Source organism: Chitinophaga jiangningensis (assembly GCF_900142605.1).
GTDB lineage: Bacteria > Bacteroidota > Bacteroidia > Chitinophagales > Chitinophagaceae > Chitinophaga > Chitinophaga jiangningensis.
In genome coordinates this window covers 309,461-333,041 of record NZ_FRBL01000009.1, presented here as the reverse complement: position 1 = coordinate 333,041, position 23,581 = coordinate 309,461, and the positions used below count along the sequence as shown (strand labels likewise).

21 protein-coding genes and 1 tRNA gene are annotated in these 23,581 nt (G+C 43.4%); 11 read left to right on the top strand and 11 right to left on the bottom strand.

What is annotated here, in order from left to right; genetic code table 11:
* Positions 1-7 precede the first annotated feature (7 nt).
* On the bottom strand, positions 8-454 hold the full coding sequence (locus BUB18_RS23595; protein ID WP_073085772.1) for an Hsp20/alpha crystallin family protein: 447 nt from the start codon (positions 452-454) through the stop codon (positions 8-10).
* Positions 455-480: 26 nt separating this feature from the next.
* The gene (locus BUB18_RS23590) at positions 481-705 is read right to left on the bottom strand and encodes a dodecin family protein (protein WP_073085770.1); all 225 of its coding nucleotides are present in this window, start codon (positions 703-705) and stop codon (positions 481-483) included.
* Between the two features lie 188 nt (positions 706-893).
* Between BUB18_RS23590 and BUB18_RS23585 the strand changes: the two genes are divergently transcribed.
* Positions 894-1,733: a universal stress protein gene (locus BUB18_RS23585; RefSeq protein ID WP_073085768.1), complete on the top strand. Its 840-nt coding sequence runs from the start codon at positions 894-896 to the stop codon at positions 1,731-1,733.
* Between the two features lie 46 nt (positions 1,734-1,779).
* Positions 1,780-2,265: a pyridoxamine 5'-phosphate oxidase family protein gene (locus BUB18_RS23580; protein WP_073085766.1), complete on the top strand. Its 486-nt coding sequence runs from the start codon at positions 1,780-1,782 to the stop codon at positions 2,263-2,265.
* On the opposite strand, the gene BUB18_RS23575 is transcribed toward BUB18_RS23580, so the two are convergent.
* The gene (locus tag BUB18_RS23575; RefSeq protein ID WP_083550669.1) at positions 2,262-3,164 is read right to left on the bottom strand and encodes an adenine nucleotide alpha hydrolase family protein; all 903 of its coding nucleotides are present in this window, start codon (positions 3,162-3,164) and stop codon (positions 2,262-2,264) included. The genes BUB18_RS23580 and BUB18_RS23575 overlap by 4 nt on opposite strands.
* A 104-nt stretch (positions 3,165-3,268) precedes the next feature.
* Between BUB18_RS23575 and BUB18_RS23570 the strand changes: the two genes are divergently transcribed.
* The 6 genes from BUB18_RS23570 (at position 3,269) to BUB18_RS23545 (ending at position 7,695) form a co-directional block, all read left to right on the top strand.
* Positions 3,269-3,355, top strand: a tRNA-Leu gene (locus tag BUB18_RS23570).
* 414 nt (positions 3,356-3,769) lie between these two features.
* Positions 3,770-4,177: a zinc-binding dehydrogenase gene (locus tag BUB18_RS23565; RefSeq protein WP_073085764.1), complete on the top strand. Its 408-nt coding sequence runs from the start codon at positions 3,770-3,772 to the stop codon at positions 4,175-4,177.
* A gap of 863 nt (positions 4,178-5,040) precedes the next feature.
* Positions 5,041-5,397, top strand: coding sequence for a hypothetical protein (locus BUB18_RS23560; RefSeq protein WP_073085762.1), 357 nt, complete (start codon positions 5,041-5,043; stop codon positions 5,395-5,397).
* 244 nt (positions 5,398-5,641) lie between these two features.
* Positions 5,642-6,310: a hypothetical protein gene (locus BUB18_RS23555; protein WP_073085760.1), complete on the top strand. Its 669-nt coding sequence runs from the start codon at positions 5,642-5,644 to the stop codon at positions 6,308-6,310.
* 28 nt (positions 6,311-6,338) lie between these two features.
* The gene (locus BUB18_RS23550) at positions 6,339-7,262 is read left to right on the top strand and encodes a lipase family protein (protein WP_083550663.1); all 924 of its coding nucleotides are present in this window, start codon (positions 6,339-6,341) and stop codon (positions 7,260-7,262) included.
* A gap of 271 nt (positions 7,263-7,533) precedes the next feature.
* Positions 7,534-7,695, top strand: coding sequence for a thioredoxin family protein (locus BUB18_RS23545; protein WP_083550660.1), 162 nt, complete (start codon positions 7,534-7,536; stop codon positions 7,693-7,695).
* 22 nt (positions 7,696-7,717) lie between these two features.
* On the opposite strand, the gene BUB18_RS23540 is transcribed toward BUB18_RS23545, so the two are convergent.
* From BUB18_RS23540 to BUB18_RS23505, 8 genes are all read right to left on the bottom strand, one after another.
* The gene (locus tag BUB18_RS23540; protein WP_073085756.1) at positions 7,718-8,878 is read right to left on the bottom strand and encodes a hypothetical protein; all 1,161 of its coding nucleotides are present in this window, start codon (positions 8,876-8,878) and stop codon (positions 7,718-7,720) included.
* A gap of 56 nt (positions 8,879-8,934) precedes the next feature.
* The gene (locus BUB18_RS23535) at positions 8,935-9,744 is read right to left on the bottom strand and encodes a hypothetical protein (protein ID WP_073085754.1); all 810 of its coding nucleotides are present in this window, start codon (positions 9,742-9,744) and stop codon (positions 8,935-8,937) included.
* Between the two features lie 322 nt (positions 9,745-10,066).
* Positions 10,067-11,851: a RagB/SusD family nutrient uptake outer membrane protein gene (locus tag BUB18_RS23530; RefSeq protein WP_073085751.1), complete on the bottom strand. Its 1,785-nt coding sequence runs from the start codon at positions 11,849-11,851 to the stop codon at positions 10,067-10,069.
* A gap of 24 nt (positions 11,852-11,875) precedes the next feature.
* Positions 11,876-15,286: a SusC/RagA family TonB-linked outer membrane protein gene (locus tag BUB18_RS23525; protein ID WP_245805729.1), complete on the bottom strand. Its 3,411-nt coding sequence runs from the start codon at positions 15,284-15,286 to the stop codon at positions 11,876-11,878.
* Positions 15,287-15,380: 94 nt separating this feature from the next.
* Positions 15,381-16,361: a FecR family protein gene (locus tag BUB18_RS23520; protein ID WP_073085749.1), complete on the bottom strand. Its 981-nt coding sequence runs from the start codon at positions 16,359-16,361 to the stop codon at positions 15,381-15,383.
* A 98-nt stretch (positions 16,362-16,459) separates the two neighbouring features.
* A complete protein-coding gene (locus BUB18_RS23515) occupies positions 16,460-17,020 on the bottom strand; it encodes an RNA polymerase sigma-70 factor (protein WP_073085747.1) in 561 nt (186 codons plus the stop codon).
* A 226-nt stretch (positions 17,021-17,246) separates the two neighbouring features.
* Positions 17,247-18,170: a helix-turn-helix domain-containing protein gene (locus tag BUB18_RS23510; protein ID WP_073085745.1), complete on the bottom strand. Its 924-nt coding sequence runs from the start codon at positions 18,168-18,170 to the stop codon at positions 17,247-17,249.
* The gene (locus BUB18_RS23505) at positions 18,167-18,577 is read right to left on the bottom strand and encodes a VOC family protein (protein WP_073085743.1); all 411 of its coding nucleotides are present in this window, start codon (positions 18,575-18,577) and stop codon (positions 18,167-18,169) included. The genes BUB18_RS23510 and BUB18_RS23505 overlap by 4 nt, the downstream gene beginning before the upstream one ends.
* 195 nt (positions 18,578-18,772) lie before the next feature.
* On the opposite strand from BUB18_RS23505, the gene BUB18_RS23500 reads away from it, so the two are divergent.
* The 3 genes from BUB18_RS23500 to BUB18_RS23490 all read left to right on the top strand — a co-directional run bounded on the left by BUB18_RS23500 (position 18,773) and on the right by BUB18_RS23490 (position 23,561).
* Positions 18,773-21,517: a glycoside hydrolase family 2 protein gene (locus BUB18_RS23500; RefSeq protein WP_073085741.1), complete on the top strand. Its 2,745-nt coding sequence runs from the start codon at positions 18,773-18,775 to the stop codon at positions 21,515-21,517.
* 217 nt (positions 21,518-21,734) lie between these two features.
* Positions 21,735-22,742 (top strand): bestrophin family protein, encoded by a 1,008-nt coding sequence (locus BUB18_RS23495; RefSeq protein ID WP_073085739.1) that lies wholly within the window; start codon positions 21,735-21,737, stop codon positions 22,740-22,742.
* A 39-nt stretch (positions 22,743-22,781) separates the two neighbouring features.
* Positions 22,782-23,561: a succinate dehydrogenase cytochrome b subunit gene (locus tag BUB18_RS23490; RefSeq protein ID WP_073085737.1), complete on the top strand. Its 780-nt coding sequence runs from the start codon at positions 22,782-22,784 to the stop codon at positions 23,559-23,561.
* Positions 23,562-23,581 lie beyond the last annotated feature (20 nt).

Below are 23,581 nucleotides of genomic sequence, written 5' to 3'. Positions count from 1 at the left end.
TTGTTATTTATTTAATTTCAATTTGTTTTCCGCCGATACTTTTTTTAGCCTCCTCTTTTTTGGGAAGTACAAGTGTCAGCACACCATTGTTATAATGAGCTTCCGTCTTGTCTGCATTGACAGCGTCAGGGAGACTGAAACTCCTGGAGAAGCTGCTATAGTTATATTCTCTGCGACTCATTTTTTCATCCTTTTTCTCGTGTGTTTCTTGTTTTTCAGCACTGATTGTCAATACATTGTTCTCTACTTTTACTTTAAAATCTTCCTTTTTTAGTCCTGGAGCAGCCAGTTCCATTTTAAAATTTTCTTTATTCTCGCTGACGTTTACAGCTGGAATTGTAAGTTCCAGGTTTCCATTACCGTTGCCGTCAAACCATTCATTCCATGGTTTGAAAAAATCGTCAAATACGGAAGGGAACAGGCGGGCTGTTCTGCTTAAAGATTGAGTTGCCATATGAAGCCTCCTTTTTTTATTTAGGGTTATTTCTTACTTTTTTTACCATTATGTTCCAGTTCGAATGTAAGTTTTGCATTAATTCGGTATTCTACAATTTTTCCATTTTCAACCTCTGCGCTATGGTCTTTTATATAAATAGATCTGATGTTTTGCAAAGTTCTCGATGCTTCTTCTACTGCATTTCGTGCAGCATCTTCCCAACTTTCTTTTGAGTTGGCGAGAATTTCTATGACTTTTAACGTGCTCATTTTACAAGATTTTTGGTGAATAAAACCAACTGTACACATAACGAAATTAGAAAGAAGAAAAATAATAAATGGTGATTATGCTCAGCGATAAAACTGATTATAGTCATGCATAATTATCATAGTCCTTGATGATTATTGTCATTGTTGCAGGGAGATATCAACATTAATTTTATTTAAAATTACATGCAATGGAAAAGATATTATTGGCTATTGCTGGTACCATACCTGCGGCTACGGTACTTGAGTTTGCCTGCAATCTGGCAGGTAAGACGCGGGCGCGTATGACTTCCTATTTTTTTGAAGATTACAAATATGATGAAACCCCAAGGCTCAAGGCCACTTTAGGCGCTGCATATGTAGAAACTATTGTTGCCGGCGATTTACCTGAGAATCAGGTTAGCAGAAAACACGTGGATAGTAACATCCGAAATTTTCTAAATGCCTGTGAAGTGAAAGGCGTATTGTCGTCCGTGCATAGAGGGACAGAGGCCACTGTTGAGAGCGTTGTTATCGCTAGTCAGTTTGCAGATTTAATTGTTATAGATACAAACATATCAGCCTATAAGCGAAGTGTTGGAATGCCGGAGGATATGGTGCAGCAGATATTATCGTTGTCATATTGTCCTGTGGTGATTGCTCCGGCTACTGCCGGGAAGATATCCGAAATAGTTTTTTGTTATGATGGTAGTCCCTCTTCAATTTTTGCCATGAAACAGGCGGGCTATTTATTAAGTGCCGAGGATTTGGTGGCAACGGTGGTACAGGTTGCAAAGAAAGAGGTACAGGCGGGAGACTCCAAGGAGCTGATGGAGTGGCTGAGCCTGCACTATAGTAATGCGAACTATGTGGCATTAAAGGGTGAGGACGAAGCTGCTATAATAGACTATCTGCAGAATAAGAAAAATGTATTGTTAGTAATGGGGGCGTATGGAAGAAGTTTGTTGTCCCGGCTATTTCGTCACAGCCATGCAGATTTAATTATTAAGGCGTTGCCTTACCCTGTTTTTATAGCTCATAGTAATATTTAGGGGCAAGGAATTTGGCGAATATTTATGTCTATTAAATTATTGAATTATGTTAGGAAATCTTTTACCAGAGCAGATTGAAGACATTCTCACCAGGCATGTCACCGGACGCATTGGTTGTACAGACGGACAGCAACCGTATATAGTACCTGTTAGCTATGCGTATAATGGAACTTACCTGGTTGCCCATTCTAAGCCTGGTTTGAAAATAGATATTATGCGCAAAAATGCTGCGGTCTGTTTTGAGGTAGATGAAATTGATGACCTGGTAAATTGGCGGTCAGTGCTCGTAAGAGGGCGATACCAGGAGGTTACTGATCCCAGGGAGAAGTACTACCTGATGAAATTCCTTGTTGGACATTTACAGCAGTATCATGCCAGTGAATTAGCCGTATTAAATGAAATGAGTAAAGGATTAGATATACAGGGTGAGGCTCCTCCAATAATACGTCCGATAGTTTTTAAGATTACAGTAATAGAAAAGACAGGGCGATATGAAAAAGGAATGACTGGTCATGGTATGGCTGAAAGTTAACGATGAGCAATAAAAATTGGAATATTGTGATCACTGATTACTTCTGTAATGAAACTGGATTTAAAAAGCTGTGATAATGCTGTACGACCAAAGGCACCGCAAACGAGGAGCGGATTTTTTATGTCATTGATCCAGGTTCCGAAATATTTTGTGGGTTTGGCTCCGAGGACTTGCAGCGTCAGATTCGGAAAATGGCTGGAGCATAAATCTTGAATATTATTAGATTCGGGAATAGCGGCGTCCTTATTGGTGGCATATACCAAAACAGTATGCAGGGAGGTTAATTCAGGCATTAAGCAGGCAAAGCTTTTGATGGCAAAGGTGGCATCATCGGACCCGTCATAAGCCAGGACCACACTATGAGGAAATTTGAATTTTTCAGGGATAACGATAACGGGACATTCTGACTGATGAATTGCCATTCGAAGATATTCATTCGGCGATGCCACACCCAGGTTCTGATAAAAACGTTCACTACCCAATAACATTAAATCCGCAAAACGAGTTTCTTTTTGTAGCTCAGGTATTGAAAAGTCCAGGTGTTTACTACATACTTTAAATGCGATGCCATAGTGTTTACAGGCCTGTTCAAACCGGCTGATGCTTGTATTTAGTAGTTCTGTACTGTATTCTTCTATCAGGGGTAGCCAGGTTGCGGCGTTACTATAGGAGTAGGTCCAGGCAGTATTGAAATCAACATGTGGTAGAAAGATCCCCGTTACGAAAACAGGCTGGTACTCATTGAGCCGCCGAACAAATTCAAATGCGCCATCTGAATAATGCGGCCCGTCAAATGCAAGTATTATCCGTTTCACAATAAATAATTTCTTGGATAAATTTCCCAATTTTTTGATGATATGATTATGACGGTGGTCAAATGCATCGCTGATTGAGGTCATTCTGGGGTATATTTATACCTGAGCAAAAAAAAATATTTGTTTATTAAAATTTTATTTCTACATTTGCATCCCGCTACGGCGGAAACGCATTGCAAAAGGCAATTGCCCAGATGGCGGAATTGGTAGACGCGCTAGACTCAAAATCTTGTTTCGGCAACGGAGTGCAGGTTCGATTCCTGTTCTGGGCACCATACTAAGGCTTGTAGGTATTGACTTACAAGCCTTTTTTGTTTGTATAATTGTCAAATTTTACCGGTTTTTCCCACTTTCAACCACTATTGTTGACAAATGGCAAGCAGAAATTATCTCTTATAACGGCTACTACAAAGCGTTTCATTCGCAGTTATTTCCCAGGAAAAAAGCTGTTTTTTAGACACCAATATCTGATCATTCAGATTGCCAAAATGTGTCTGGCACTTTTTCAATTAAGAATCTTACCAGAAAATTCTTTCCATCACCTTTTTACACTCTCTCCTGCAGCCTGCCGCAGTGGTGGATACAACATGTAGCGGCATTCTGTTAGCCTACTCTTATTTTATCACTTAAATCTATTATTGTCAGTACTAACTGGATTGGCTAAACGGTGAATTCCCTGCCAGTGTAAGTTGGGCGCCGACGAAGTGATTAATTACAAAGAAAATCCAGAATGGCATAAGGAAGTGAAGGCGCTTACCAGTGGCCGGGGAGTAGATCACGTGATAGAAATCGGTGGTGGCGGAACAATGGCGCAGTCGGTGAAATCGGTATACCTGACTGGAGAAATTAGCCTGATAGGAACGATGGCTGCCGGGGATCCCCTGATAAACCTGAATATGCTGCTAACTACCGCCACTACCATTCGTGTTATTGCCGCTGGTCACCGGGGGCATCAGCAGGCGATGAACAACGCAGTGGCATTTCATAAGCTCAGACCAATTATAGACAGTGTGTTTCCTTTTAATGAAGCGCCGGAGGCGTATCGCTATTACCTCAAAGGGCAATATCAGGGGAAAGTCGTGGTATCAATGGCGTAAGGCGTGTTATGTAACAAACGTATTAAATAATGACCACTATTGCGCGATATTAAGCAAAACAAATGAAGGACAGAATTTTAATGGCTGGAGCATCATGCGTGGCTTGACAGGTTGATTGAGAGAAACAGCGTAACCGTCACCGTAAGTTGACAAGTATTTGATAAGCAATTAATACAAGATATTGATACCAGGACTATGGAATTCCTGTTCTGGGCACAGCGACTACCACAACGAAAGGGCTCTCAGAAGAAGGCCTTTTTTGTTTTGGGGCAGGTCAGTATTTCTTGCTGTTGACTTTTTAACCGCCAGATATTTTATTAGTATGGTAGGTAGGATTGCTAATTATTTGTTTTTAAAACAATTTATTATTAAAATTGTAATAATACTTCAATATACCTTTTTTATAGAAAAGGCGGGGCTGAAATAATGGAAGAATTCAGCCGCTGCTTTCCCATAAGCACCAAAATTATTCTCTCATAAGAAAATAACCAAAATGAATTGCAATCCAAAAGTATCTGATGCTTTAACCTCATTGAAAGCATTATCACCAGAACATTCATCGTGTTGTTGTAGGTAAATCCCTGCTATTTCTGACGCCGAGGCAAAAGAGTATGTATCTTCCAGATATATACTTTCCCCGTGAGCCGCAATTGGCTCAGGGGGCGCTGACAGGTTACACGTACACTACAAGAATAATGACAGGTTTTTTCCGGACTATCACTGTCCGGGGCGGCTGCGCATTGAATTGATATGCGGGACAGGTAGTTCAGAAGGCAGAATTTTCATTTCATAAGACAACGGTCTTTCATACAAGATAAAGAAGGATATTCTATTTATTATTCATTTCACTAAAACAAAAAAGTATGAAAACAGATGTAAAAACATGGGAAGACAAAACTCTGGGTATTTCTAAAATTGAAGGGCTAAATTTTGATGGTGATCGTTATTGGGAAGAATGCACCATAACAATCCAAGGAAAAGGAGAAGGGCCCTGGCCTTTAAAAGAGTCCGCCCAATCATTTACAATCTATCTCAATGGGGAGAAGATTTTTTCTGAAGTTCTCTTTGGCGAAAAGGTAATTAAAAAGACAATTAACTCCAAAAACGGATTTAATATTACCGGAGATATGGCACATCAGGTCGCAGCGCTGACAAGTAGCGCAGATGGCTCTGTAACGGTAAAATGCACTTACAAAGAATCAAGTGTGCTTAATCAGTAAAACAACTATAAGATTGCTGTAGGTAAGGCCTGCTATCCCTGACGCCCGGAAGAAGAGTTTGTTTTTGATGATACCTACTTCCCCGTAATGCGCTTTCCTGGCAGATTGGGCTCTGGCAGGCTACAATTTCACAAAATACAAGAATTATGAACAGGTATATGATCCGGAATATTAAAGTCAGTGGGGCCTGCATTGAATTGATATATGCCATTCATTATTATTTTTTCGTTAAACAAAAAAAAGTATGAAAACAGAGGTGAAAACATGGCAAGACAAAACTATAGGTATTTCTAAAATAGAGGGGCTAAATTTTGATGGGGATCGTTATTGGGAAGAATGCACAATAACCATCCATGGGCGAGGGGAAGGCCCCTGGCCTTTGAAAGCGACCGCACAATCATTTACTATTTACCTTAATGGAGAAAGAATCTTTTCTGAGGTAGTCTTTGGGAAAAAAGTAATTAAAAAGACGATTAACTCCTATAACGGATTTAACATTACAGGAGATATGGCACATCAGGTGGTGGCGCTGACACATAGAGCAGATGGCTCTGTTACTGTGGAATGTACTTACAATGAGTCAAGCGTGCTTAAATCCAAATCTGTCAGCTGGAAAGACACAGGCGCTGTAACAATTATGCAAAACTTGTTTCTTGATGCATCAGAAACATGGAAAAGATGCCAGGTGAAAATTGAAGGCGCTAAATTTGATCCGGGCCATATTAATGTCAATCGTTTTCGTATGCAATTGATAACCGATGGCTCTTTAGCTCAGGAAAAACCTTACGAATCTATATTGGGAGGAACAGAATCCCGTCTTTACTCCTATAACGTAAATGGAAAAGTAACATTACTTGTTTCCGGGTATTTCAATGTGGGTGGAGCAAAAGTGACATTAACAGGATTTTATTAATTCGATCACCTCTAAATTCAACTACTCAATGGAAAAGATGATATTACATATGTGGGATGCTTCTTCCCTGGCAGGAACCATTAAAAATAATCAAATTGATCAAAACAGCCATTCCGGAGATAATAGTCCTGCCATTAAAACAGTGTATTCAGATCTGAAGCCTTTTACACGTAATGTTTATTTGATACGTCCCAAAGTGCTTGTACCACATATGGGGTTTGTTGCAACGGCAGAAACCGCAGCAGGGAATGTTCCTGTTATTTCTTTCAAAGGAACGGACGGAAAGCTGGATGGAGCGAATAACCTACTGCTTGGCTGGGAAAAGTTTCAAGATGGGTCGAATGTGCATAGCGCCTTTTATACGGCAATTACGGAATTATTCCCAGATATTTGGCATGACAGGATAGTGATGGACGCTATAAAAAGTAAAGCGCCGATCTATCTGACCGGGCATAGTAAAGGGGGCGCTTTGGCGACCTTGCTAGCCAGAATGATCTCTTTAAAAGCACCAGGAACCAAGCTGAACGTATATACATTTGGTGCACCCCGGGTAGGCGATGCGAAATTTGCCAGGAACTATGAAAATGATAAGAATATCGATCATCTCAGAGTGGAATCGTTTGGTGATTTAATCCCCCACCTACCATTATCTCATGATGAATTTACGCTCCCCAATTCATATACAGATGTTTTAATTGCGGATCTTGCACCTTCTGCATCTTATAATTATGTATCTGTGGGAAAATATTATCCCGTAAATGTTGATAACACTACCTATAATAGGGAAAGGGTAAAGCCCGCCCCATCAAAAATTAATACATCTCAAAATGACCTGAATGCCTATTATGTAGCGATCCAGGATTTTAACAGAGATAAAAATATCTTTGGCGATAAACATGGTGTTTATTTCCCCTCTTACAGCACAAATAGAAGCGTAAGTGTAAGAAGATGATTACCCCATGTCATCCTACAGTTCTATTAGCGAGTTTGTATAAATGGAGAGTGCCTTCAATACTTTTAACGTTAGCTTTTCGTTTTGAAAATCGGACTGTGTTCATGAGTGAAATACAAAGAATAAATTCTTCAGTGTAAGGACTTGTAAGTTTTTGGTGAATCCCGCTGGGCAGGTGAAACTTGTGATCTATATAACAACAATTTCCGGATCTTTACTGTTATGCCGCTTGAACTACAATCCTTTTCACTATAAACTAAATGCATAGTATATGGCCTTCATACTAACAGATGAAAATTTCGAGACTGAAGTGCTGAAATCTGATAAACTCGCTGTTGTTGACTTCTGGGCAGAATGGTGTGGTGCTTGTGCCGCAATGGGGCTTGTCATTGGAGATCTGGCAAAATTCAGGAATATTGCTAGGTGCAAATAAAAGAAAAGGATAATCTTTAGCATTAAAAATTTATTAATATAGGCTGATTGTCAGCATTTCCAATAAGCGTAAAAGTGTTATCCTCCGTGAGTCTATCCAGTGCCGAGGATTCAGCAACGGCCGGATATTCATTAAGGATATTTCCGTTATTATCAAATGCAACAACGATGACAGATGCCTCATTATCAGTTTTACAAAAAGGCCATAGTTGTTTATTTGTTGTTATCATACCTGGATATAAATGATGCGGGCCTTTTATCTCGATAAGTTTTAAACCCTCAGGGGTAATAGGAATTGAGTTTTCGGGATCTCCTACCGCAATATTTAAGAAGACAGGTATTGATTCAGTACTAATAATATCTTTACCTTCCTGATCTTCTTTGGTCCACGAATTTCTTTCTGTATCAAGTCTCTCAAGTTCTTGTTTTGTTGATTCCTCTGTGATGTTTTCCATTTTTATGATTTCAGGGTTAATTGCATCCTTAATAAGATTCTGAATATCCTTATCAGAAAATTTATCATTTCCCTTTAACCGTTTTGTCAGCGTTTGGCAGGTAGTTTTCACTGATGCTAAAGAATCGCATAGTATTTTTGACCTATCTAAAGCTACTTTGGTTTTAATTCTAAGTTGCCCCATGTCATATATTCCTTTCCTTAATTGGGTTCGAGCTTTCCAATCAGCAAGTGCTTTAATTCCAAACGTTACTGCAACGATAGTTCCTCCTACTATAAGAACACCAAAAATACCTCCCAAAAGTCCACCAACAGTCAATAACTCCATACCCAATACAGATACTAGTACAGTGGCTGCCGTTTCGGCTGCCAATACGCCTGCTTCTACCAGCATGATTGTGGCAGCAGGAGCTAAATAACCAACGGCTGCAACCCCTACAACATCTAACACAATACTACTGATGGAGATAACAGTGTTGGTCGTATTAACTTTTAGCAGGTTTTTTTTTCCTTCAAAGATATCTCTATCGGTGACGGGGGGTATTGTAAGATTTGCTTTTTTGTAAACCTCCGCAATCTCTTTATTTACCACTTTCAATAATTGTATGAAATTATCATATGTGGATTTTGCCTCTTTGAGAATTAATTGCGTATCTGTGTACAACTCGGCCAAACGAGCCTCTCTATATTTGTTGTCAGGAAAAAAATCAGGTAGCCATGAAGATGTCATTTTATATTTATTTATGGTTATTTATTGAGGTTGCTTTTTTAAATAAAGACCTGGGGCTATTGGGGATCCTCTTTGGTCCATGAATGATTATCGTGATCGTCTTTTTTTAATTCTTCTGCAATACTTGCCGCAGTAATTTTATTTGCTTTAGTAACAGACGGTTCAACATCCTCCTTTATAATATCCTCAATTTCTTTTTCAGTGAGTTTGGTGCTCTGCCTCCTGTTTAGCACATCAAATGTAGTTTTTAATGCCCGTAAGGAATCTAACAAAGTTTCAGCTTTCCTTTTCGATAATCTTGTTCCTGCTCTGAAGGGGAAAACCTCTTTAATTCCTTTGCGAAGCTCGTCGCGATCCTGGCTTTCCTTTATGGCTACAATTCCGATTTCGACTGCCGTGACTATTGCTGTACCAAGCGCAAATCCAATTGCACTTCCAGCAATCTTCCCAATTGTAAAAGTGATCCGCTTTTCAATTAGAGGAATAGTAAATTCTGTTAAAACTTTAGCTGCAGTTGTTTCTGCCATAACTCCCGATGATACTAAAAGTTTTGTTGCACCGGGGGTTAAATATCTCACGGCACCAACCCAAGTTACAACGCCCAAAAGGGCTTTGGTAATTGTAACAGTCAGTTCGTTTTTTCCTGTCTGAGACTTATCCAATATTGTAAGTTTTGAGACTTCCGGAGCTTTAAGACCTGCTTTTTTATACGCCGTTGCAATCGATTCATTTACTTGTGTAAGTAAACTTTCAAATTCTTTATAATCTTTTTGGGCGTCATTTAAGTCGACTTTTGCAGTATCTGCCAATTCTAAAAGTCTTAGCTTACGGTTGTTGTTGTCTGTAAATACAACTTGATTTTTCATGGATTTTTAATTTATTAAATTTTATATAAGGTGTTAATAATATTTCCTGCATGTTTTTTATTGAAAGCATACCTAACATTATTTAATTAGAAAAGTTCGAGTTTAAATTAATAAGATGGTGCATGGAAATTGATGGATGCCATTATACACAGACTGTTCATTGTTGTTCATTTTTGTTCAATTGTTCATTTTGTTCATTTTTTGTATTATGGAATACGGCAAGAATCAATAATGTTGTTAGGGGATAAACACACGTATAAAAAAAAACAATGCAGGAATAGCGCGCTACTCCTGCATTGCCTTCGTTAAAAGTTTCTCCCGCTTAATACCCCGGGTTCTGCACAATCCTTGGATTCCGGTCTATCGCATCCTGCGGCACCGGATTCAGGTACATTTTCTGGGTGAATACATGCGGATGGTTGAGTGGTACAATTTCGTACTTCCATACACCCGAGTTATTTTCGGGGACTGTATTGGAGATCTTCATGCCATGTTTATCTACATTCATAACAGTGTTGGCGGTTTTCCAACGGATGATATCGTAGAAGCGTTTGTTTTCAAAGCAAAGTTCCACTCTTCTTTCCTGGTAAATAGCCTTTCGCATATCTGCCTGTGACAGACCAGGTGTGAGGTTGGGGAGATTGGCTCTTTTGCGGACCTGGTTAATGGCATCGTATACAGTTGCATCGGGCCCCACTGCTTCGTTTTGCGCTTCTGCATATCCCAGCAATACTTCCGCATAGCGATAGTAAATAAAATTTGCGCCACTCACCGCACCGCCGCCGGGCCGTACCAGCGGGTTAAGGCGCTTTTTAAAATAATAGGCGGTATTGCCTACATCATCTGTACCGAAATCAATCTGGTTTTTAGAAGGACGTACCTTGTCGATACGGGTATATATCGTATCGCCTTTATCCATCCAGTCCATTTTATAAGGAGCGCCATCATATACGATCCAGTCATAGAAGCGTTTCTCACGGTTTGTGTACGGATGTTGCGGATCGTAGCCAGAAGTGGGGTCTGTAATGGGTTTGCCATTTGCCATGTAAAACTGGTCCACCAGTTCCTGTGTGGGACAATAGTTGCCCCAGGTATAATAAACACCGTTGATCCATACAGGGCCGCCATACTGTTCAAAGGAAGAACCCATAATATTGGCTACCACCTGGCGGTCCCATATCACCTCTGAATGGTATTCGTTTGCTTCGTACCAGATGGAGGCGGTATTGGGAAACAGTTCGTATACCTTGCCATTGCCATACAGATCTATAAATTGTTTGAAAGTAGCAGCAGCCTTGGCCCAGCGTTGTCCATCGAAGTTATTGTAGCCTGCAATCTTGTGCGGGTCGTTGCCTGCCGCAGGCTGTGCATCGTTAAACGCCGGACTGGCGGCATATAGCTCTACCCATCCTTTTAATGCCAACGCAGCACCCAATGTAGCCCTGCCGGCATTGGCATCTCCCTTATTATATTTAGGTGCCAGGTAGCCGCCTTTTACGATGGAATCCAGTTGAGTGGTGATAAAGTCTACCGTTTCAGCGAAGGTGCTTCTGGGAGTGTATATCGCGGCACTGTCCATGGTGTGTCGGTCAGCCGGAGCCGTAATAATGGGTAAGCCACCGATATGCATCCACAGTTCGCTGTAAAAGAAAGCGCGGATAAACCGGGCTTCATCCAGCCGTTTGTTCAGCCATTCCGGGGAGAAGTTGCCGGCGTTTTTACGAACCTCCGTAATGAAGGTATTGCATTTGCGTATGTTGGTGAAGGTGGTGGTCCAGTTGGTAAGGTCACCGGAACCGGTGATACCTCCCCAAACGGTATAGTCGTTGGAGGAGGGCACTACAATCCCTTGTTTCCAGTTATAGGAAGTATAGTAAAAGCCTGCATCATTATCGTCGGTGAAGTTGTCCAGGTTTTCGGGCTGGTTCCAGTAATTGGGTAATGCGCTGTAGATATCATTTAGAAAGAGATCGGCATTCCCTTCTGTACTCCACTGCGTAGCATCCGTCAGTTTTGCTTTATTGGTATTTTCGAGGAAATCTTTTTTACAGGAGAGCATACCGAATAACAGTATGGCAACCGGTAACAGCTTGATATATTGTTTCATGTTAGCTCGTTTAACAGGATGAATCTAAAAAGTGACGTTTAGTCCGAACACGAACACCTTTTGGTTAGGGTAGGCCGTTTCCAGATCTGTGTAACCTACTTCCGGGTCCATGAATTTCATTTTGCTGAAGGTGAGCAGGTTTTGTCCGGAGAAATAGCAACGGAGGCGTTGCATCTTCATCGCTTTGGAAATGCGTGCAGGTAAGGTATAGCCCAATACCGCTGTTTTTAAACGCAGGTAACCTGTTTTCATGATCCAGAAATCGGAGTTCTGCGTGTTATTGGCGTAGGGCGACTGATTGGCACGCGGATACTTTGCATCCGGTGTGCTGGGCGTCCAGTGGTTATTAAAGTATTCATAGGATGAATTACTATTGTTGTTGTTGAAAGGCACGGTTTGAAATCCGCGGAAGTTCAGACCGGACAAGGCAGCTCCCTGGAAGAATAAGCTGAGGTCAAAACCTTTCCATGATACGCTGGGTGTAAAACCGTAGGTGATGAAAGGATATACAGGGTTGCCTATGACTACTTCATCGTTGGCATCTATTTTTCCATCGGGTTTTCCATCGGGGCCGCTGATATCTGCATAGCGGATATCGCCGGGGTGAAGCACGCCGAACTGGGTAACGTTGTAACCATCGTCGCCGTTGATGATGCCATCCTGGTTCTTATCGTCTGCCTGGGAAAACAGGCCCTGTGCATGATATCCGAACTGTGTGCCGAAAGGTCTGCCTGTTCTGCTACGGTTGGGATTATCGCGGGTGGCAGCGGTTTCAAATATCTGCTCCATTTTATTCTTCGCATAACTGAAATTACCGCTCAGGTTAAATTGCAGCCCATTTGAAAAACGATAGTTGGTGCCCGCAACCACTTCAAAACCATGGTTTACCATGATACCCTGGTTTTCGTCAGAGAGGTTCAGGCCGTATTCTACCGGCACCGTTACTGCCGGAGGCAGTAGCATGCCTGTTCTTCTTTCCCGGAAATAATCCAACTCCAGGGTGAGTAGTCCTTGCCAGAAGGAGGCATCCAGTCCGACATCCGTTTTAGTGGATATTTCCCAGGTGATGTTGGCATTGGCTTCCAGGGTGATGTTGGAGCCTTGTACCATGTTGCCGTTTCCAAAAGCGTAAGCGTTGCCATATAAATTATAGCCATTCAGGTATTGGAATGCAGCCCCTGCCAGGTTGCCGGATTTGCCCCACGATCCTCTCAGCTTTAAGTAGTTGAGTATCGAAGAACGGCCTGCCATAAATTTTTCCTCAGAAACGATCCATCCGGCGGAGAAGGCCGGGAAATAGCCCCAACGCTTGCCGGGAGCAAAATAGTAGTGACCATCATAACGGCCGGCTGCCTCAAACAGGTATTTATGGTCGTAGATGTAACCCAGGCGGTATACAAATCCGAGTTGACTACCGGTAACAGTGGAACCGTTGTTGTCGAAATCGTTTTTATTGGAGCTGCCCATGCCCAGTTCATCGATGTTAACGGCGAAATTATTACGACGGGCAGAGAAGCCGGTGGAATCATTTCGGCGGGCTTCCGCTACGAGCAAACCGGTGATGTCATGTTTACCAAATGTATTATGGTAGTTGAGAAATCCCTGGTAGGTAAAGAACTGGTTTTTTGCATATTCCTGGTTGAGCCAGGTGTACGGAGCCGCATTACCTTCCGAAGTTGATACCTGTTTCGTATAGGTGTAAGGGGTAGTGGCCGTATTCTGCGAATAAAAGTAGAATGGCGTGTGCCATCCTTTTACCATTACATCGTTAGGGTCGTAGCTGAATGTTCCTTTAATGCTCAGCCCTTTTATGAATGGAAGTTGTTGTTCTACCGCCAGTGTGGTGAGCAGGGAGGTTGCATTGCGGTGGGAGTAGCCTGCATTCAGAATACCCACTGGCGAGTTACCGGCAAATTCACCCCATAAACCATTACTGTAATAGAGGTTGGTAATGGGTATCAGCTTGTATGCACTACGGAATAGCTGCCCCGGGGTAGTAGCCGCATCCACGCTGTTGGTATTTTGGATGGCGCCGATAAGTGTCATAGACACCAGCGTGGTTGGAGTGGCACTTACTTCCATATTCACGTTATAATCGTAGCGTTTGTAGTTTACCGGTGCAAACATACCATCCTGGTTGAGAAAGCCCAGTCCGGCATAATAGCGGACTACTTTAGTACCACCGCTTAATTGCAGGTTATAGTTTTGTATGGGTGCCTGCATGCGTACCAGGTCTTTCGTATTGCTGATCGGATATTTATCAGGGTCTTTCGCATTCATGGCGGCATAGTTGTTAATGTAATCGTCCGCGAAAGGTTGTTGGGTGCCACCGGGGTTTTCATTCATATATGCTTCATTACGCAGGCGCATGTAGTCCTGTGCATTCAGCATTTTAGGATAATAGGTGGGCGTTTGCCAGCCATAGTAGGCATTGAGCGAAAGCGACGGGATACCTGATTGTCCACGTTTAGTAGTGATGAGGATTACCCCGTTGGCGCCTCCCAAGCCATAAGGTGCTACCGCGGCGGCATCTTTCAATACCGTCACGGAAGCGATGGAGCTGGGTGAAATTTCGTTGATGTTATTACGAATGATACCGTCCACAACAATGAGCGGGGAGTTATTCCCGGTAGTGGCAATACCCCTGATATGAATATCGGGATTATCTCTTCCCGGCTGGCCACCGTTGGGGCGCATGCTGATACCGGCCACGTTTCCTGCCAGCGAGTTGGAAATGTTGGTCACCGGCGATTTAGCCAGTTCTTTTCCCTGCACCGCAGATACGGAAGCGGTGGAAGATGTTTTTTTCTGGGTGCCATAGCCCACTACCACTACTTCATTTAAACCGCTGGCACTTTCTTTCAGGGTGATGTTGATGGGATCGGCGGTACTTACGATTTCGGTTTGTTCGTATCCTACGTAACTAAATACGAGCGTGACTCCGGCAGTAGCCTGTAGCTCAAAATGGCCTTTTTCATTGGTCATAGTGCCAATGTTAGTGCCCTTTATTTTTACAGATACACCTATTAGCAGATCGCCGCGCTCATTGGTTACGGTGCCGCTTATTTTAATGGCACTGGCATCTCTGGAAGCTATTATGATAACATTGTTATCCATTGTGGCATATCGCAGGGTGGTGCCGGTAAATGTTTGAGCCAGCACTTGCTCCACAGTAGCATTCTCTGCATGAATGGATACTGGCGGTTTTTCAGGCAGGATGTCGTCGCTGTAAATAAGCCGGTAATGACTTTTCTGTTGTATCGTTTTCAGTACTGTTTTAATACTGACTTTTTCCAGGGAGATATTAATTTTTTCCTGCGGCACAATTGTAGCGTTAGCAGGCATGATGTAAGTAATGAGTAAGGCCAGTATGAGCAAACATGGCATACCACTATGCAGACTTTTACCAAAAGCCCATAGAAACTTTGATTTCATAACATGGAATGATTTAGGGTGAAGGAAAGTTCGTAACCGGTTGAGTAGTGTTTTTAAGTCATAACGTGTGTTTTTGAAGATGAAGAATATGATATTAATTACGGATATAGATGTCTTTACCGCTTATCTGGAAATGAAAGGGTTTGGAGAGTTGGAGCATTTTCAATGCTTCGTCGATTGATTCTGTATCGATGATGCCGGAAAACCGCAACTGTTGCAGGGCGGGAGATTCGAAATGAAAGGTGACGCCGTACCACTTACTCATTTTATTAGCCAGGGTGCTAAAGGCGTCATTGTCAAATATCAGTTTGTCGTTTAGCCAGGATATTTCAGGCAGCTGCCCGCTGCTGTCTTTATCCAGGTGTGTTTGCTGAAAATCTGTTGCAGGTTGGGTGACTGGTACGGTCAGTTTTTCCTCCGGTTGCAGTACCACTGTTTTGTTCTGGAATGATACTGCAATTTTCCCACGTACCAGTGTGGTATACACAGCGCTGTCATCCGTATAGGCTTTCACGTTAAATGCGGTGCCGAGTACGTGTATCTTTATTTTCCCGGCATGGATAATAAAGGGAGTGCCTTCACTCTTGGCGATATCAAAGAAGGCTTCACCTGTCAGCCGGATTTCGCGGTATTGTTTGCCAAAGCTATTTTCGTCGTACTGGAGTTGGGTATTGGAATTGAGCCATGCGATGGAACCATCGGGGAGGGTTACCTTTGATTTGCCGGCAGCTACGCTGTGTTGTTGCAGTACAGGAGTGGTGGAGCGTTGCAGTGGCCATCCGAGCCATATGAGGCCTGATACGGCAGCGGCAGCAGCGGTAGCCAGTAATACACGAATTACCGGGCGATGCCGGCGTGGGGGTAGCTGCGGTTGCACGGCAGTCCAAATGCGGTTTTCGCATTCAGCGTCCGCTGTTTCCCGGATAGGTGTTTGCCAGATGTTGGCGGCAAATTCCCTGGATGCGGCCACACCCGGATCTTGTTTCAGTAAATTTTCCAGCTCAGCTGACTCAGCAGAAGATATTTCACCACTGAACTGTTTTCCAAGTAATATCCATATACGGTCGTTGCTCATAGTATTACAGAAAATGATGGAGGAATGGCATCCGAGGGTATAAGACAACAGGTAAGCGTTAATACCCCTAAAGGGAGATGAAATTTTTTGAGAAAGGGTTATTGGGCGCCAGGTAAAGAAGCAATTAAGAATGCTTTCATTTTAGTTAGTTTTTTGAGGGCGATGCCTACCTGGTTTTCAACCGTTTTAATAGAAATATTCAGCAGGATGGCTACTTCCCGGTATTTGAGTCCATCTTCTTTCACCAGCTTAAAGATGAGCCGGCACTGCGGCGGCAGTTCGCCAATAGCCCTGTTAATATGCTGCATCATTTCATGGCTAATAAGCTGAGCTTCAGGATTTACCTCATATTCGGGTAAACAGGCTTCATCCAGGTGCAGCGTTTTTTTATGCGCATATTTACGGAGGTAGTTAAGCGCAATGTTGCGGGTAGCTGCGTAAAGGTACCATTTCAGGTTACTGGCTTGATGCAGGTTTTCTTTTTTCTTCCATATGGCAATAAAAACATCTGCTACTATTTCTTCCGCCATTTCCCTGTTATGAACGATGGCCAAGGCTAACTGCAGCAAGGGTGTACAAAAACAGTCGTATAATTCTTTAAATGCCTGTGTGTCACCTCCGTATATTCTTTTTTGTAATTCGGGAATATCGTTGCGCATGAAGTAAAAATACCCAAATTATATAAAGACGCAAATGGTTAAATATTAAGTGTCTGATGTACAATTATACAGTATATGGGTAGTGGTGAGGGGAGGGGGTATTTTCAGCAGAGGTTAAAAAATAGTGTAGAATGTAGCTGATTACTTAATAATTTAAATAATTGTCGTGGAGACAAATAATTAAATTATTTAAAAAGTGTACCGGGTCGTATTCAAATTTAAAATTTCAATTGCATGATTGCCTGAACGCCAATGGGGATAGATCAGTTTTACTTTTAAAGAGTTTACTGAAGCTCTGTAAATGTTCAAAGCCCAGCTCATATGCGATATCGGAAATGGATAAATTCGTGGAGGATAATTTTTCCTTAGCTTTTTCAATCAGCTTTTCGTGTATATGCTGCTGTGTATTAAGGCCGGTTAGCGTTTTCAGTAAACTGCTTAAATAACCTGGCGAAACGTGCAGCTTTTCTGCCAGGTATTGCACCGTTGGCAGGCCTTTGGAAGCCAAGTCCGTTTGGTTAAAATAGGTTGTCAGTAGTTCATCCAGCCGCTCTGAAATCTGATGGTGGACTTTCTCCCTTGTGATAAACTGCCGGTTGTAAAAACGCTCCGAATAGTTGAGCAGTGTTTCAATATAGGAAACCATTATTTGTTTACTAAACCGGTCCATATTGGTGTAGTATTCCTGCCGGATATTGGCTATTATGCTATCAATAATCGCTTCTTCCTTTTCGGAAAGAAACAGCGCTTCGTTTACTGAATAATCGAAAAATTCGTATTGTTTAATACTTTTCGACAGCGCTGTGTTCCAGAAAAAATCAGGATGAATGAGCAGCACCCATTTCCAGCCGGATGCTGCTGCCGTTTCAGCCGGGTTATGCTCAATACTGAATACCTGGTTGGGCGCCATGAAAAACATGGTTCCCTCATTAAAATCATATTCCTTTTGTCCATATTTGAACGTGCCACTGAAATTTTTTTTCAATGAAATGGAGTACAAGTCAAGCACCATGCTTGATATGGTGTCAGGAAATTTTTGTATTTCCTCGAGCTGTACAATGCTTATCAGCGGGTGTACCGGCTTTGGTAAACCCCGTAACTGATGAAAATCGCTAATTGTTTTTACACGATATGGCGTCATGTTTCCTATTTTTTACCGTCAAACTTTTCAACTGCTGCCTGGGAAACGGGCGTGAAAAAATTGATCAGATTGCCATCCGGGTCACGGAATAGCAGCGATTGATTTCCCCAGGGCATCACAGTTGGCGGCTGCACTAAATAAGGGGAAATAAACTCCTTCAGCCGTTCATAATCTGCCTCCACGTTCTCACTCCTGAATTCTATGATTGCCGAGCGGTTTTGTGCAGCGTGGGCAACAGCTTCGCCACCGAAAAATTGCAAAGTGTTAGTACTGCCAATTGCTAAGGTAGCCAGTCCGGTTTTAATTTCAGCGAAATCCGGCGTGTACCGGATGGCGGATAAACCGGTGATTTCCTCGTAGAACCTTACCAGGTTGCTGACATCAGCCGTAATAATTCTGATTGAAACTATATTCATCCTTCGTTTTTTATAGATGCAAAAATGCAACAACCAGGGGAGATCAATTTAGTCAAAATAACTTTTTATTTAGTCAAAGCGGGGAAATACGCAATGAATGGGCTTGCCTTCCGGAGGCGGCCCTACATCTCATTCCCAAAAATTATAATTCCCTCATTTCTTTTTATATTTTTAGCAGCATTTTAAATTCCACTTATGTACGCAAGAATCCTAATGCTGTTTACAGGTATATTATGCCTGCAAACGGCCTTCGCCCAGGAAAGCCAATATCAATATCTTTCAGGTACCGACAAAGACCATACTGTGAATTGGGACTTCTATTGTTCCGGCGGGCGGCAAAGTGGCCGGTGGACCACCATACCAGTGCCTTCCAACTGGGAGCAGCAGGGCTTTGGCAGCTATAACTACGGCCACGACAAGGAGAAAGCGGATGAGCAGGGTGTATATCGCTGCCAGTTTACCGCACCGGAAAACTGGCGGGAGAGGCATGTAGATATTGTATTTGAAGGGGTAATGACGGATGCGGAAGTAAAGATAAACGGAAAACTCGCAGGCCCCATCCACCAGGGAGGTTTTTATCAGTTCAGGTATGATATCAGTAAGTTACTGCACAATGGTAGCAATCAGCTGGAAGTAAAGGTAAGCAAGATGTCGGCGAACGCGAGCGTGAACCGCGCAGAGCGGAATGGCGATTTCTGGGTGCTGGGAGGCATCTACCGGCCGGTGTACCTGGAAGTAAAACCAGTTGTGCATATCAACCGGGTAGCCATTAATGCTGGTGCCAACGGCCAGTTTACCGTGCACGCCTATACGACGGCGTTGTCCGCCGGTTATAGCATTACCTCGGAAGTGCAGACAATGAGCGGCAGGCCACTGAAAGAACCGGTTTCCATCCAGGGAAATAACACCGGCGTATATACGTTGCACCAATCATTTGACAAACCTGCCACCTGGAGCGCAGAAGCTCCTAATCGTTACCAGGCAGTCATCACCATAAAAAAGGGTAGCCAAACCATACACCGCATCACACAGCCTTTTGGCTTTCGCACCGTTGAAATCAGACCACATGATGGCATCTACGTCAATAATGTAAAAGTAATTTTCAAAGGCGTTAACCGGCACAGTGCCTGGCCCGAAACAGGACGAACACTCAGCAAAGCTATCAGCATAGAGGATGTAAATCTGATGAAGGATATGAACATGAATGCGGTGCGAATGTCGCATTACCCGCCGGATGTACATTTCCTGGATGTATGCGACTCGCTGGGCCTCTTTGTGCTGGATGAACTAACCGGGTGGCAGGCTGCCTATGATACCATTGTGGGCCACAAACTGGTAAGGGAGTTAGTGGAGCGGGATGTCAATCATCCTTCAGTAATTGCCTGGGATAATGGTAATGAAGGTGGCTTTAACCGTGCACTAGATGGCGACTATGCCATGCATGATCCACAACAACGGCCGGTGCTGCATCCATGGGAGCGATATAACGGGGTAGATACCAAACATTATCCCAACTTTAATTACCTGGTAAATGCGAGCCTGTACGACCAGGACATCTACCTACCCACCGAGTTTATGCATGGCCTTTATGATGGCGGTATGGGAGCAGGCCTGGCTGATTTCTGGGATCGCATGTTAATGCATCCGCGTGGAGCAGGTGGATTCCTCTGGGCCTTTGCGGACGAAGGCTTGGTGCGTACCGATAAAAACGGGATCATCGATACCGATGGCAATCACGCGCCTGACGGTATTGTGGGACCCCACCGGGAAAAGGAAGGCAGCTTCTATACGATCCGCGAGATCTGGTCGCCGGTGCATATAACCTTAGCGGCTATCCCGGCTAATTTCAACGGTCTCCTTCCGGTCGAAAACCGCTACGACTACACTTCACTATCCCAGTGCCGTTTCGGCTGGCAACTGCTGAAGTTTACATCTCCCGGAAAAAAAGAAAAAGCAGACACCCTTGCCTCCGGCACCATTACCGCACCTGAGCTGGCTCCACATACCAAGGGCTTTTTATCACTACAGCTGCCTGAAGGCTGGCGGGAGGCAGATGCATTACTGGTTACTGCCTGGGATAATCATGGCAGGCAAATCATTACCCGCAGCTGGCCGCTGCAATTGCCTGCCAATGTGGAACAGCTATTTACAGCAACAGGTGGTAAAGTGAATGTGGTCACTAATAACGATACCATGGCAGTAGATAATGGTAAAGCCACCTATTATTTCAGTAGCAGCAGCGGACACTTATTACATATACTTACCCCAAAAGGAAAAATTTCCTTAGGCGGAGGACCTGTACTGGCTGGCGTTTCCCAGCAATTAAAGGAATTTAAAGCAGGTAATGATGCTGACGCGTTTGTTGTTTGGGCACGCTATGATGGGAATGGATTTCTTTATGTAAAATGGACTTTCCAGCCTGGTGTGCCGGCAAAACTGGATTACAGTTATAGCATTAAAGGCGAAGCGCCTTACATGGGCATCACCTTCCGCTACCCGGAAGAAAAGGTAACAGGATTATCATGGCAGGGTGAAGGGCCATACCGCGTATGGAAAAACCGCCTGCAGGGTAATTTATTCGGCAGCTGGTATAAAGCCTATAATAATACCGTAACCGGTGAAAGCTGGGTGTATCCTGAGTTTAAAGGGTATCATGCCAACGTATACCAAGCCACCTTCCACACTACTGAACAACCCATTACTTTCTATACCGGCAATGCAGGTACATTCCTGCAGGTGTTCAAACCCGCGCCTCCGAAAGGGGCCGCCAATAACAATACCAACCCCGCCTTTCCGGAAGGAGATATCGGCTTCCTGAACGCGATTTCACCTATTGGTACCAAGTTTCAGGATGCAGCGCAGATGGGACCTGAAAGTCAAAATAACAGCATGCTGAATTATACGCCGGTGAAAGAGACAATTTGGATCGATATTCCATAATAGAATGTAAGCTATTTATAGGGCAAAAGCTGCAACCAATTCAGCTTTTGCCCTTTTTATGCCCGTCAAATTCACCATATTTGGTGAATACCATCGTGATCTCACTATATATCGTGAACGGATATATGAATATTTTCAGTTAATGTATTGATTCTAAGTGTATTGTTAGTCTGGCATGTGCATTGAAATGCCCAGTGTGGACAATAATAAACAATACATGCACATAGGTAAATCATATAAAATCACCGACTTCCTTTTCTGGACCAGAAGCAGAATTTATACCCTCCTCATCCTGGATACCCTTCCGTTGATTTTTTATCAGCTGCTGGGAATGAAGTGGATAGCGCTGCCATGGGTAGTAGTAGCGCTGTTAGGTACTGCCACTGCTTTTATTGTAGGATTTAAAAATACGCAGACCTATAATCGTACCGATCATGGTCATGTGATATGGGCCAATATCAGTAACCTCAGTAAATCGTGGGGCATGATGTGCCGCGATTATTTTCAGGATAAGGAATTTGTGAAAGTACTGCTCAACCGGCATTTCGCCTGGCTTACCGCCCTACGCTACAGCATGCGGGAAAACCGGGTTTGGGAGGTGGCTGATGCAGGCTATAATGCCGAATACCAGCGCTACTACCGTATTCCGGAACGACAAATACCGCTTGCAACTGCACTGCTTCCATATCTTCCGGCAGATGAATTAGCCGCCATATCATGGACCCAAAACAAGGCTACCCAACTCCTGGCATTGCAAAGTAAAGCGATTAAAGAGGCCTTTGATGCCCAACAGATAGTACCACTGCAATACCTGGAGATGCAGCGCACGGTCAATAATCTGCTGGCGCAGCAGGGGCATTGTGAATCGCTGAAAGACACGCCGTATCCCCGTCAATACGCTATTATCAATAATATTTTCGTTGCCATGTTTTGTATCCTGCTGCCGTTTGGTTTGTTGCGGGAGTTTGATATGCTTAACGACACCGTTTCCGGCATGATGAAAGGGCATATGATCTGGTTGCTGCTACCTTTCAGCGTCATCATCTCCTGGTTGTATACCACCCTGGAGCAGGTAGGGGAGAGCACCGAAAATCCGTTTGAAGGGAGCGCGAACGATGTGCCCATCTCACAGATTTGCAGGGCCATTGAAATAGATATCAGGGAGATATTGGGCGAAACGGAGTTGCCGGCGCCGATTCTTCCGCAGCACGACATCCTCGTGTAAAATTCAAACACAAAACAGATCCATTAACGCAATAGAATCATGATTAATTTCAAACAATTTTTCAGCTCCACGATTGGAAGAAAACTGATAATGTCAATGACAGGCCTGTTCCTCTGCTTGTTCCTGATAGTGCACCTGGGCGGCAACCTTACGTTGTTTGCAGGCGATGAGGGCTATACCTTTAATATCTATGCCCATTTTATGACGCACTTCCCACCGGTTGAAATAGCCGCCTACACCCTTTACATTTCTATTCTGGTGCATGCTTTTTACGCGCTGGTACTAACTGTCAACAATCGCAAGGCGCGTCCGGTAAAATATGCCGTAGCCTCCAAAGCACCGGTACGTTGGGCTTCCCTGAATATGGGCCTGTTAGGGAGTATCATTTTCCTGTTCCTGGTCATACACATGAGTAATTTTTGGGGGAGATATAAATTTACCGAGGGCAGTTATCGTGAGTACCGGAAAGATCTGATGACGGGCCAGATCACGAATTCTTTATACGTCCCTGAATTGCCCGCATTTGAATATGCAGTTACCCGGGAAGGCAATGTGGAAGTGGTGCGCGTAAAAGACCTTTACGCGATCGTAACCCATAGCTTTAGCCTCCTCTGGTACGTATTACTTTACCTGGTAGCCATGGTGGCCGTTGCTTATCATATGTATCATGGCTTCCAAAGCGCTTTCAGGACGGTAGGTGTGGCGCATGGTCGCTACACTCCGATGATTCAGGTGATAGGTATCTGGTTTTTTGCGGTGATTATCCCGCTGGCATTTGCGTCTATGCCTATTGTGTTTTATATAAAGAGTTTGATGTAACGGGGAAATAAAATTCTGCA